The 12388-nt window shown below is 61.3% G+C and carries 12 protein-coding genes; 5 read left to right on the top strand and 7 right to left on the bottom strand.

Going from position 1 to position 12388, the window contains the following annotated elements; genetic code table 11:
• Positions 1 to 61 precede the first annotated feature (61 nt).
• Positions 62 to 535, top strand: coding sequence for a WbuC family cupin fold metalloprotein (locus tag ACSJLU_RS00960; RefSeq protein WP_049203606.1), 474 nt, complete (start codon positions 62 to 64; stop codon positions 533 to 535).
• A gap of 45 nt (positions 536 to 580) precedes the next feature.
• Here ACSJLU_RS00960 and uvrD read toward each other — a convergent pair whose 3' ends face one another.
• From uvrD to lptM, 6 genes are all read right to left on the bottom strand, one after another.
• The gene (gene uvrD, locus ACSJLU_RS00955) at positions 581 to 2743 is read right to left on the bottom strand and encodes a DNA helicase II (protein WP_025304874.1); all 2163 of its coding nucleotides are present in this window, start codon (positions 2741 to 2743) and stop codon (positions 581 to 583) included.
• Between the two features lie 78 nt (positions 2744 to 2821).
• Positions 2822 to 3538, bottom strand: a complete 717-nt coding sequence (yigB, locus tag ACSJLU_RS00950; RefSeq protein WP_025304873.1) for a 5-amino-6-(5-phospho-D-ribitylamino)uracil phosphatase YigB — start codon at positions 3536 to 3538, stop codon at positions 2822 to 2824.
• Complete coding sequence (gene xerC / locus ACSJLU_RS00945) at positions 3538 to 4449, bottom strand: tyrosine recombinase XerC (RefSeq protein WP_043142222.1); 912 nt, start codon at positions 4447 to 4449, stop codon at positions 3538 to 3540. Before xerC ends, yigB begins: the two co-directional genes overlap by 1 nt.
• Positions 4446 to 5159: a DUF484 domain-containing protein gene (locus ACSJLU_RS00940; RefSeq protein ID WP_049209356.1), complete on the bottom strand. Its 714-nt coding sequence runs from the start codon at positions 5157 to 5159 to the stop codon at positions 4446 to 4448. Before ACSJLU_RS00940 ends, xerC begins: the two co-directional genes overlap by 4 nt.
• A complete protein-coding gene (gene dapF, locus ACSJLU_RS00935; RefSeq protein WP_025304871.1) occupies positions 5156 to 5980 on the bottom strand; it encodes a diaminopimelate epimerase in 825 nt (274 codons plus the stop codon). Before dapF ends, ACSJLU_RS00940 begins: the two co-directional genes overlap by 4 nt.
• A 71-nt stretch (positions 5981 to 6051) precedes the next feature.
• Complete coding sequence (gene lptM / locus ACSJLU_RS00930) at positions 6052 to 6258, bottom strand: LPS translocon maturation chaperone LptM (protein WP_004934241.1); 207 nt, start codon at positions 6256 to 6258, stop codon at positions 6052 to 6054.
• Positions 6259 to 6336: 78 nt separating this feature from the next.
• Between lptM and cyaY the strand changes: the two genes are divergently transcribed.
• Complete coding sequence (cyaY, locus tag ACSJLU_RS00925; RefSeq protein ID WP_004934237.1) at positions 6337 to 6657, top strand: iron donor protein CyaY; 321 nt, start codon at positions 6337 to 6339, stop codon at positions 6655 to 6657.
• A gap of 36 nt (positions 6658 to 6693) precedes the next feature.
• On the opposite strand, the gene ACSJLU_RS00920 is transcribed toward cyaY, so the two are convergent.
• Complete coding sequence (locus ACSJLU_RS00920; RefSeq protein WP_019452546.1) at positions 6694 to 9246, bottom strand: class I adenylate cyclase; 2553 nt, start codon at positions 9244 to 9246, stop codon at positions 6694 to 6696.
• A 316-nt stretch (positions 9247 to 9562) separates the two neighbouring features.
• On the opposite strand from ACSJLU_RS00920, the gene hemC reads away from it, so the two are divergent.
• From hemC to hemX, 3 genes are read left to right on the top strand one after another with little or no spacing between them, the layout of a single operon-like run.
• Complete coding sequence (gene hemC, locus ACSJLU_RS00915; RefSeq protein WP_041037210.1) at positions 9563 to 10504, top strand: hydroxymethylbilane synthase; 942 nt, start codon at positions 9563 to 9565, stop codon at positions 10502 to 10504.
• The gene (hemD, locus tag ACSJLU_RS00910) at positions 10501 to 11241 is read left to right on the top strand and encodes a uroporphyrinogen-III synthase (protein WP_025304868.1); all 741 of its coding nucleotides are present in this window, start codon (positions 10501 to 10503) and stop codon (positions 11239 to 11241) included. Before hemC ends, hemD begins: the two co-directional genes overlap by 4 nt.
• 22 nt (positions 11242 to 11263) lie before the next feature.
• The gene (hemX, locus tag ACSJLU_RS00905) at positions 11264 to 12388 is read left to right on the top strand and encodes a uroporphyrinogen-III C-methyltransferase (RefSeq protein ID WP_016929498.1); all 1125 of its coding nucleotides are present in this window, start codon (positions 11264 to 11266) and stop codon (positions 12386 to 12388) included.

The following is a 12388-nucleotide window of genomic DNA, read 5'->3' as shown; positions in this document are numbered from 1 at the left end:
ACCAAGAATGTTGCTAAGATGACATCACCCTAATGGTACGACAAGCATGCGGATTTAAACGATGAAACAGATTACCGCCCATGAACTGACCGCGATGAGCGAACAGGCCGCCAGCGTGCCCCGCCTGCGCGCGCACCGCACCTTACACGAAGAGCTGAGCGACCCGGTGCAACGACTGGCGATCGCCATGGAGCCCGGCACCTATATCCGCCCGCACCGCCACCCGCAAACCTGGGAGCTGCTGACGCCGCTGCGCGGCCGCTTTGTGGTGCTGCAGTTCAACGATGACGGCGTCGTAACACAGCGCACCCTGCTTGGCGAAGAAACCAAAGTGCTGGAGATGCCGGCCTTTACCTGGCATGCGGTGCTGTCGGTCGATGCCGGCGGCGTGGTGTTCGAAGTGAAGCAGGGCCCGTATCAGGCGCTGACCGAAGAGGACTGCATGCAATGGGCACCGCAGGAAGGCGGCGAAGGCACCGAAGCGGTGATGCGCTGGTATGCCACCGCGCAGGTCGGCGATCGCTACCCTCACTGATAATGAACGATTGCAGGGGCCTGCCCCTGCAACTCTCCCCTCTCTTTATACCGTTTCCAGGCGAGCGTAGGCCGCCACCAGCCACTTGATGCCCTCGCCCGGGAAAGCGATCTGTAACCGGCTGTGCTCGCCGCTGCCTTCCAGATTGACGATGGTGCCTTCGCCAAACTTGGGATGGCGCACGCGCTGGCCCAGCTTGTAGCCGGTATCGTTCTCGCTGATCGGCGTGCCCATGCGGCGGTGATTGACCGGGCGCGATACGCTGGCGCGCAGGCGCACTTCTTCCACACACTCTTCCGGCAGTTCGCCGATAAAGCGCGACGGCCGATGGTAAACCTCTTTGCCGTACAGACGGCGCGTTTCGGCATAGGTCAGCGTCAGTTTCTGCATGGCGCGCGTTACGCCCACATATGCCAGACGGCGCTCCTCCTCCAGACGGCCGCCTTCATCCAGCGACATCTGGCTCGGGAACATGCCTTCTTCCATGCCGACGATAAACACCAGCGGGAACTCCAAGCCCTTGGCCGAGTGCAGGGTCATCAGCTGCACCGCGTCCTGATAGGCGTCGGCCTGACCTTCGCCCGCTTCCAGCGCCGCATGCGACAGGAACGCCTGCAGCGGCATCAGATCCTGATCTTCTTCCTGATAGCTGAACTGACGCGTCGCCGTCACCAGTTCCTCAAGGTTTTCGATACGCGCCTGCCCCTTTTCGCCCTTTTCCTGCTCATACATGATGAACAGCCCGGAGTCGCGGATCACCCGGTCGGTCTGCACGTGCAGCGGCATGTCAGCGGTTTCATGCGCCAGCGACTCCACCAGTTCGATAAAGCGCTGCAGCGCCGACGCGGCGCGGCCGGCCAACACTTTGTCCTGCATCAGCTCGCGCGTCGCCTGCCACAGCGTCAGCTGGCGATCGCGCGCCGCCTGGCGCACCACGTCGAGGGTGCGATCGCCGATGCCGCGCGTCGGGGTGTTGACCACGCGCTCGAAGGCCGCATCGTCGTTGCGGTTGGAAATGAGGCGCAGGTAAGCCAGCGCATCCTTGATTTCCTGGCGTTCGAAGAAGCGCTGGCCACCGTAGATGCGGTACGGCATCGCCGTCTGCAGCAGCGCCTCTTCCAGCACGCGCGACTGGGCGTTGCTGCGGTACAGGATGGCGCAGTCGTTCAGCGCGCCGCCGTTGTCTTGCCAGGTCTTGATGCGGTTGACCACGAAGCGCGCTTCGTCGAGTTCGTTGAAGGCGCAGTAGAGGGAAATCGGCTCGCCTTCGCCGCCTTCGGTCCACAGATTTTTGCCCATGCGCCCGTCGTTGTTGGCGATCAGGGTGTTGGCCGCTTTCAGGATGTTGCTGGTGGAACGGTAGTTCTGCTCCAGGCGGATGGTTTCCGCGCCGGGGAAATCCTTCAGGAAGCGCTGGATGTTTTCCACCTGCGCGCCGCGCCAGCCGTAGATCGACTGGTCATCGTCGCCGACGATCATCACGTTGCTGTTGCCGCCCGCCAGCAGGCGGATCCAGGCGTACTGGATGCTGTTGGTATCCTGGAATTCGTCCACCAGCACGTTGGTGAAACGCTCGCGGTAGTGGTTGAGGATATGCGGCTTGTTCAGCCACAGTTCGTGCGCGCGCAGCAGCAGCTCGGCGAAATCCACCAGCCCGGCGCGATCGCAGGCTTCCTGATAGGCCTGATAGATGCGCAGCCAGGTGGCCTCTACCGGGTTGTTGTAGGTCTCAACGTGCTGTGGGCGTAGGCCCTCGTCTTTCTTGCCGTTGATGTACCACATCGCCTGACGCGGCGGCCACTGTTTCTCGTCGACGTTCAGCGCCTTGATGATGCGCTTGAGCAACCGCAGCTGGTCGTCGCTGTCGAGGATCTGGAAATCCTGCGGCAAGTTGGCCTCCAGGTGGTGGGCGCGCAACAGACGATGCGCCAAGCCGTGGAAGGTGCCGATCCACATGCCGCCCTGGCTGGTGCCGATCAGATGTTCGATACGGTGGCGCATTTCCGCCGCCGCCTTGTTGGTGAAGGTCACCGCCATGATCGAATACGGTGAGCAGTTCTCCACCGACAGCAGCCAGGCGATGCGGTGCACCAGCACCCGCGTCTTGCCGCTGCCCGCTCCGGCCAGAACCAACAGGTTGCTGCGCGGCGCCGCCACGGCTTCACGTTGTTTTTCATTCAGGCTGTCGAGCAGATCGGAGACGTCCATAGGCACCACTAATGGTTAAGGGAAAACCCGCCGGTGACGGGTTTTTCACTGGAAATTTATACAGAGTTCTGGCAGGGATTATAACAATGCTGTCAGCGATGCCAACTGCGAAATCTCAATATGCGGCAGCAAGCGGCTGTCGGCGGCCTGCATCAGGCAGCGTTGCCGATCGTTGATCCAACAGGCCTGCAGCCCCGCGCGCAGCGCGCCGGCCACGTCGGTGGTCAGATCGTCGCCCACGTGCAGGATCTGCTCGGGCGCCACGCCCAGCCGCTCAACGGCCAGGTGGTACATGTCCTGATACGGCTTGGCGCGCCCGTCCGGCCCGGAGCGCAACACGAACTGGAAATAACCGTCCAGGCCGCACAGAGACGGATCGACGTTGCCGTTGGTGATCGCCACCAGCGGGTAGCGCGCGGCCAACGCCTTCAGCGTGGCGTGGGTCGCTTCCGGCACCTCGATGCGGCTGCGCCACAGCGCGAAGTTCTGCATCGCCGCATCGGCCCCGATCGCCGCTTCGGCGTCGCGCAGCCCCTGCCGGCTCAGCGCCAGATGAATGGCGCGCCAGCGCCACTGGGTGACGTCATGGTAGATCTCCGGTTCCTGCTCGCGCAGCTCCTGACGCAGGCGATGAAAATCCGCCGACTGAAAGCTGCTCAGGCCGGGGTGGTAACTCTGCAGGAAGGCCACCGATTGTTGTTCGGTTTGCCGGATCACCGGACGGTTATCATACAGCGTGTCGTCCAGATCGAAAGTCAGCGCCGCCAGCGGGCGCAGCGGGCGATAAAAATGCATCAGGATTTCCCCCGTTTGGCACGCGGATGCGCGGCATCGTACACGTTCGCCAGGTGTTGAAAGTCGAGGTGGGTATAAATTTGCGTGGTGGTCAGGTTGGCGTGGCCGAGCAGCTCCTGCACCGCGCGCAGATCGCCGCTGGACTCCAGCATATGGGTGGCGAAGGAGTGGCGCAGTTTGTGCGGGTGAATATGGCTGTTAACGCCCTGTTTCACGCCCCACTCGGCGAAGCGTTTTTGCACGTTGCGCGTCGAGATGCGCCGCCCCTGATTGGACAGGAACATGGCGTCGTCCTGCGGCCCAAACAGATCGCGCATTGCCAGCCAGTGTTCCAGCCAGGTGACGGCGGTGCGCCCGATCGGCAATTTACGCTCTTTGCTGCCTTTCCCCATCACCCACACCTCGCCGGCGTCCATATCGACATGGCGGCAATCCAGCCCCACCAGCTCGGAGAGGCGCAGGCCGGCGCCGTACATCACCTCCAGCATGGCGCGATCGCGCACCGCCAGCGGATCGTTGAGATCGATCTCCAGCAGTTGGTTCATTTCATCGACATCGATATTTTTAGGCAGATGGCGGCCGCTGCGCGGCGTGCGGATGCCCTTGGCGGGGTTGGCGTGCAGCACGCCCTGGCTGACCAGCCAATCGAGGAAGCTACGCAACGAAGAGAGCCGCAGCGCCAGGCTGGCGGACTGCAGACCGGCGCGTTTGCTGCGCGCCGCCAGCATGCGCACCCGGGCGGCGTCCAGCGCTGCCCAGTCGGTGACGCCGATCTCCTGCGCCAGGCGCATCAGCGCCGCCAGCTGGCGTGAATAGCTGAGCTGCGTCAGCGGGCTGAGTTGCCGTTCTACCTTGAGATAACGCAGAAACGCGTCCACCGGCTGCTGCAGGCTGGGCGCAATCGGCGTCATGCTCGTTCTATCCAGCGTTCCAGCAGCGCCGGCAGCATGCGCGCCAGTTGATTGAGCATCACCGTGCCCATGCCCTGCTGATAGTGTTGCGTATCGCGGCTGCTGAAGATCACCATGCCCAGCTCGCCGTCGTCGCCCAGCATCGACAGCGCCACCGAGCCAATCTGGCCGATCTGTTTGGCCTGCGGCAACAGCAGCAGCAGCTCGGGGCCGTTCAAGCCGCCGAGGTAGTGTTGTTCGCTGCCCAGCCGCTGAATGCGGAACGGCTCGAACGCCGAACGCGTCAGCGCCAGGTGGGTGAAATCGGAAGGCGCGCCGATATTCCAGCGCTCGGCGAACAGCCGAACCGTGGCACCGGCCAAACCGAAGCCGCGCGCCCAGCGCTGCAGCCGGTTGAGCATGTCCTGCAGGCTGTCGGCGGTGGCCAAATCGGCCTGCAGGTGCAGCAACCGGGCGAACAGCCCTTCGTTGGCGCTGGCCTGCTCCATCAACAGCGTGATCTCTTCTTCCAACCGTTCGATGTGATTGCGCTGGCGGGCCAGGTGCCATTCCACCAGCGAAACGGTGCCGCGCACCGGGTGCGGCACGCGCATCTGCTCAACCTGGCGCGCGTTGCGAATAAAGAAATCCGGGTTCTGCAGCAGGTACTGCATCATGGTGTCGTCATCCAGCGCCAGGCCGGCGACGCTCTGTTCTTCTACGCTTTTCATAGATGAATAAATCCGTCATAGACATGGGTTGCCGGACCGGTCATAAACAGCGGATTGCCCGGCCCTTTCCAGCGAATATGCAGGCTGCCGCCCGGCAGTTCTACATGCACCTCTTCTGACAGCAATTCCTGTTGGATCCCCACCGCCACCGCCGCACAGGCGCCGCTGCCGCAGGCCTGCGTTTCACCAGCGCCGCGTTCATAAACGCGCAGCTTGATGTGATCGCGGCTCACCACCTGCATAAAGCCGATGTTGGCCCGTTCCGGGAAGCGTTCATGCCCTTCCAGCACCGGCCCAAGCAGCTCCACCTTGGCAGTTGTGACATCGTCCACCTGCAAAACACAATGCGGGTTACCCATCGACACCACGCCGCACAGCACGGTATGTTCCGCCGCGCGCATGATGTAGGTCTTTTCAGCCTTAGTGGCGCGGAACGGCACCGCCTGCGGGTCGAAATTCGGTTCGCCCATGTTGACGCACACCAGATCGTCGTCGGTGACACTGAGCACCATGCGCCCGGTTTGGGTGCTGACACGGATGTCGCGTTTGTTGGTCAGCCCTTTCAGCCGCACGAAACGCGCGAAGCAACGCGCGCCGTTGCCGCACTGCGCCACTTCGCTGCCGTCGGCGTTAAAAATTCGGTAGTGAAAATCCAGTTCGGGATCGTAAGGCGGTTCTACCACCAGCATCTGGTCAAAGCCGACGCCCAGGTGCCGATCGGCCAACCGGCGGATCAGCTCAGGTGAAAAATAGACATTCTGTGTAACGGCATCGACCACCATAAAGTCGTTGCCCAGACCGTGCATTTTGGAGAACTGCATATCATACTCCGCTATCTGGACGCGCTATCCGTCTTGATGTTGCGGTGGCGCTCGCTACCGCAAACCGGGGTTTACTGGTCAACCATCGACGGTTTTTGCTGAGAGCCAGACTGCTCCTGCTGGTTCTTTTGCACCTGATCGCCCGTTTGCACCGGCGGCTTGGCCGGTTTCTGGCTGGCGGGATCGGCAGGCGGGAAGTAAAGCGGGCCTTTCAGACCGCAGCCGGCGAGGCCGGTAACCAGAACTGCCATCAGCGCATAGCGTAGTTGTTTTTTCATTTGCATTAATGCCTGTAATTCATGCGTCCAAGGTCTCTATAATCGCAGGTGGATCATGAAAAGCAATAGGAATTGAATATGAACGACAGTGAGTTTCACCAGTTGGCCGACCAGCTGATGCTGAATATTGAAGAGACACTGGACGATTTTGACGGCGATGCGGATATCGATTACGAAACCAATGGCGGCGTAATGACGCTGAGCTTCGAAAACGGCACCAAAATCGTCATCAACCGCCAGGAGCCGCTGCATCAGGTGTGGCTCGCCACCAAGGCCGGCGGTTATCACTTCAACTACCGCGACGGCGTTTGGCTATGCGATCGCAGCGGGCAGCCGTTTTATCAGCTGCTCAGCGAAGCGGCCAGCGCGCAGGCCGGCGAGGAACTGCATTTTTCCTGAGGCTAAGCAGGGCTCGGCAACCGAGCCCTTGCGGCGTCAATGCAGCTGGAACTGCTGTTTCAGCGGCTGAGCGGCGCCGTCGGCCACCGTCACGCACAGGCTGGACAGCACGTTGCTGCGGAACGGGATCACCTGCGTGCGACCGTCGAGTTGCACGATCTGATAGAACTGCGGCAGATTGAAGTTGATGAAGCTGGAGCCGTAGGTGAAGCGATCGTGCGACGAGGAGTAGAAGCGGCTGACGTCGCGCACCAGCTCCTCTTTACTGCCCTCGCAGTGGTGATATACCTCCACCCGATTCGACTCATCCAGAATATAGATGTTGAAGCCCTTGTCGTCTGAGGTGTCTTCGAAGAAGAACTGGATGATCCCCTCGCTGGCGAAGCCGTCCACCACCGGCGGCAGATGCACCTGATCGGTTTCCACCTTGATAGACAGGCCGTGCAGCTTGTTGTTGGAGATGGCGCCGTAAAACTCCACCGCATTCTCCAGCTTCTGCACCGACACGCTCAGGCGCTCGAAGAACAGCCCCCAAGTCTGCCCGGCAACGCGCACCGCCTTGAAGCGGCCGGGTTCCAGCCGGGTACTGGACAGGCGCAGCTCGATGCACTCCGACACCAGCTGCTGGATACGGGTGCGGATCAGGCCGCGCAGGTGCTGGCTGTAGCAGAACACTTCCACCGACTCCGGCGGCGCGGCGTCCTGGTGCATTTTGCCGAGAATGGTCTTCAGCGCTTCCAGCACCGACTGCTCGCCGCTGAAATGCAGGGTACGCACTTCGTTCCAGGAGTTGCGATACAGCAGATCGATACTGCCCACCAAACACTGCTGCTGCTGGCCGAAGCTGAACACGTCCAGTTTGCGGAAATCGAAGTGCACCACCTGATTGCGGAAGGCGGCGGTCGGATCGTTTTCCAGATTGACGATGATGGCCAGATGGCGAATTTCGCACGGGCTGTACAGCGCTTTCGGCGTCGGCGCCGGCAGGCGCAGCGGGAAGTGATGAGAAACGTCGGCCACCAGCTCCTGCAGCTTGGCGGTGTCGCACAGGTTGCCGCTCTTGATGTGCAGGCGGGTCTGCGGCGTTAGCAGGCCGTTGAAATAGGCCCAGGCCACCAGCTTGTTCAGGTAGCGGTTATATTCCAGCGGCTGATGGCTGACGATCGAATCCATAGCCGGTGCCTGATTATACAGGTACCAGCCGGTGCGGTTGGCGCGGCCAACCGGCACGTGAATAAAGGTTAAATCGTTTTCCGACAGGTCCGGTGAAATCTGCGGGTTCACCAGCGTCACCTTGCCGGGCAGCGCTTCGAACGCCGCATACAGTTTGCGGGTCAGCACGCCGATATCCTGCGGGCTGGCGCTGACGCTGAGGTTGTTGCGGCGAGCGAAACGGATCAGGTTGCGGTAGCTTTGCATCATCGCGTCGAGCAGTTCGTTATGCGCTTCGCGCACCCGCTCGATTTTCCAGTTGGCGCGGTTATCCAGCATCGCCAGACGCTCTTCGCTCCAGCCCCACTCGCTGACCAATTGGCTGAGGATCTCGCGTCGCCAGCCGACGCAGGCCTTGGCCAGCGACAGCTTTTCACATACTTTCAGGTAAAAACAGCGGCGGGCCAGATCGAGGCGGGTGGTGTCGTTGATGTCGGTCAGGTAGCGGGTCACGCGCTCAAGCATCATGCAGTAGGCATCAAGCCCGAAGCTGACGATCTCACCCTGATGCAGCCGGTGTTTGATGTCCGTCGCCAGCAGTTGGGTATTGGGGTATTCCCAGGAATAGGCTTCCAGCAGCAGGGTCTTCAGCACCGCCTTGTAAGGCGAATCGATGCTCTTGTACAGCTGCCACAGGCTGGCGCCGAAGTACTCTTCCGCCGACAGCGAACTCAGGCCACCGAGATCCAGCCACTCGTTCGGCGTCAGCGCACCCTGCGCGTACAGCGACAGCACGTATTCATCGTAGTGCGCTTCTTCTTCGCCCGGTACCATGTTCCACAGGATGCGTTTGCCAGCCAGGCGCACAGCGGTGCGATAGAATTCATCGAGCAACAGGATGTGCTGCGTCGAGCCGCAGTCTTCGCCACCCAGGCTGCCGCTTTCATTATGGCGGAAGCGGTTTTCGTCGATCAGGAAGAAGCTGACTTCCACCCCCATCGAGGCGGCCCACTTCTCAAGCAGGCTGCATTTTTGCTGCAAACGGGTGCGTTCTTCGTTGTCCAGCCAGGACTGGTGGCAGACCCAGATGTCGAGATCCGAGCTGCAGCTTTGGCCGATAGACGAGGTGCTGCCCATCGAGTAGACGCCGGTGATCGGCAGCTCGCCGCTGGCCGGCTTGTCAAACGGGCTGCCCCATTTGTCTTCTAAATCGTTCAGGTAATCTTGTTGAGTTTCATCAGGCGTGTAGAGGCAAATGCCATGGGGAACGTTACCGTTCAGGTAACCCGGCATCAGCGGGTGGTGGTGGTGCAGTAAGGTGGGCAGCAGACTGTATACCCGTTGAAACGCGGGCTTCATAGCCGCTAGGGCGCGATCGACGCGTAGCTGATTGATCGCATCCAGTCTCTGCTTCAATGTCTCGATGTAGAGGTACAAGACGTCTCGCCTGATTATCCCGGTGTTTAGAAAAAAACCCGTATTCCATAAGCGCCGTTAGTGTAAGAAGAATATTTGGCGACTTATTGCTGGAAACGTGATCAATTTAACACCTTGCTGATTGACCGTAAAGGAGGTAACGCTTCACAATTATTGTAGCGCTTCCCTAAACGATTTACCCGCAGTGTTAACTGCCCCAAAGCACATCACACGTCCCTTTGATTCCGTTGTCCTTTTTCCGCCTCCGGCTTCTTGCACTGACAGTATTGGCTCTCAGTGGTAGGATGGATGGCGAAATATAAAAACGGTAACAAGCATGTTAGACAAAATTATTCGAATTGCCACCCGACAAAGCCCGCTTGCACTCTGGCAAGCACATTATGTGCAGCAACGTCTGATGGCCAGCCATCCCGGCCTGCAGGTCGAGTTGGTGCCGATGGTGACGCGCGGCGACGTTATTCTGGATACGCCGCTGGCGAAAGTCGGCGGTAAAGGCCTGTTTGTTAAAGAACTCGAGCTCGCGCTGCTGGAAGGCCGCGCCGACATCGCCGTGCACTCGATGAAAGACGTGCCGGTCGATTTCCCTGCCGGCCTCGGTTTGACCACCATTTGCGAACGCGAAGATCCGCGCGACGCTTTTGTTTCCAATCGTTTCGCCTCGCTCGATCAGCTGCCGCAGGGCAGCGTGGTCGGCACCTCCAGCCTGCGCCGCCAGTGCCAACTGCGCGAACGCCGCCCGGACCTGATCGTACGCGACCTGCGCGGCAACGTCGGCACTCGCCTGGCCAAGCTGGACAACGGCGACTACGACGCGATTATTCTGGCGGTGGCCGGCCTGAAGCGCCTGGGGCTGGAGCAACGCATCCGCAGCCCGCTGAGTGCCGAAGAGTGCCTGCCGGCGGTCGGCCAGGGTGCGGTCGGCATTGAATGCCGTCTCGACGACAGCGTCACCCGCGCGCTGCTGGCGCCGCTGAACCATGCGGCCACCGAAACCCGCGTGCGCGCCGAGCGGGCGATGAACACCCGCCTGGAAGGCGGCTGCCAGGTGCCGATCGGCAGCTATGCCGAACTGGATGGCGACAGCCTGTGGCTGCGCGCCCTGGTCGGCGCGCCGGACGGCAGCCAGATGGTGCGCGGCGAACGCCGCGGCCCGGCCGCCGAGGCCGAACGGATGGGCGTTGAGCTGGCGGAAGAGTTGCTGGCGCGCGGCGCGCGCGAGATCCTGCGCGAGGTTTATCAGGGAAATCCGCCGGCATGACGATCCTGGTAACCCGCCCATCGCCTTCGGGAGAGCGGTTAGTGAGCCGGCTGCGCGCACTCGGCCGGGTTGCCTATCATGCACCGCTGATCGACTTCGCCCCCGGCAGCGATCTGCCGCAGCTGCCGCAGGCGTTGCAGCAGTTGAACGCCGGCGATCTGGTATTCGTGCTGTCGCAGCATTCGGTGAACTATGCCGATTCGGTCATCGGCCGCGCCGGACTGAGCTGGCCCGCTCACCTGGCCTATTACGCCATTGGCCGTACCACCGGGCTGGCGCTGCACCGCATCAGCAGTTTGCCGGTGGAATACCCGCGCGAGCGCGAGATCAGCGAAACGCTGCTGCTGCTGCCGGCGCTGCAGAAACTGGCGGGCAAACGCGCGCTGATTTTACGCGGCAACGGCGGCCGCGAGTTGCTGGGCACAACGCTGAGCGAGCGCGGCGCCGACGTCAGCTATTATGAATGCTATCAACGCAGCCCGGTGCACTACGACGGCAGCGAGCAAAGCGCCCACTGGCAGCGTGCCGGTGTGGATACGCTGGTGGTGACCAGCGGTGAAATGTTACAACAGCTCTATACTTTAGTTCCTGATTACTATCGTTCTTCATGGCTGCTGCGTTGCCGCCTGGTAGTAGTGAGCGAACGCCTGGCTACCCTCGCCCGGGATTTGGGCTGGCGTACGATTCGGGTAGCTGACAACGCCGATAATGACGCGCTGATCCGCGCGCTACAATAATCTGACTATGGGATGTGCCACTATGACGGAACAAAATACCCCAGCCGCCCCGGTTGAAGAGCCAACCACCGCGGTTGAGAGCTCCCAGCAGCCAGCCGCTGCCAGCCGCAAAGGCAAGAACACCGGCCCGGTGCTCGGCGCGATCGCTATCGTGCTGGTCATCGCCCTCGGTGCGGGCGGCTATTACCACACGCACAAGCAGGCGCAACAGCTGATCGCCGCCAATCAGGCGCTGCAGCAGCAGCTTGAAGGCGTGAAGCAGAGCCAACAGCAGGAAAGAAATGCGCTGGAAGGCCTGCTGCAGCAGCAGGGTAAAACCCTGGACGCCGCCGATCGCGAGCAGGCGAATCTGGCGCGTCAACTGAGCGAGCTGCAGGAAAAAGTGGCGACCATCTCCGGCAGCGACGCCAAAACCTGGCTGCTGGCGCAGGCCGATTTCCTGGTGAAAATGGCCGGCCGCAAGCTGTGGAGCGATCAAGACGTGACCAGCGCCGCCGCGTTGCTGAAAAGCGCCGACGCCAGCCTGGCGGACATGAACGATCCTAGCCTGCTCGACGTGCGCCGCGCCATTACCGAAGACATCAGCACGCTTTCTACGCTGACCCAGGTCGATTACGACGGCATCATCCTCAAGGTCAATCAGCTGTCCAACCAGGTGGATAACCTGCGCCTGGCCGATAACGACACCGACGAAGCGCCGATGGATCAAAACAGCAGCGAGCTCTCCGGCTCGATCGGCGAATGGCGGCAGAACCTGGCCAAGAGCTGGCGCAATTTCATGGCTGACTTCATCACCATCCGCCGTCGCGATACCAGCGCCGAACCGCTGCTGGCGCCGAACCAGGACATCTACCTGCGCGAAAATATCCGTTCGCGCCTGCTGGTGGCCGCACAGGCCATCCCACGCCACCAGAACGAGACCTACAAGCAATCGCTGGAAACCGTCTCCACCTGGGTGCGCGCCTATTTCGACACCACCGATCCGGCGACCAAGGCTTTCCTGGAAGAGCTGGATAACCTGAGCCAACAGTCGATCTCGATGGACGTGCCGGATCAGCTGAAAAGCCAGCCGCTGCTCGAAAAAGTGATGCAGACCCGGGTGCGCAACCTGATGACCCAGTCCCCTGCCGCTCACCAGGAGGGTTAA

Origin of the sequence: Serratia bockelmannii, assembly GCF_051803255.1 — a bacterium.
Taxonomy (GTDB): Bacteria; Pseudomonadota; Gammaproteobacteria; order Enterobacterales; family Enterobacteriaceae; genus Serratia; species Serratia bockelmannii.
Note: the sequence above shows the minus strand (reverse complement) of the source record. Positions and strands in the feature narration are given on the sequence as shown.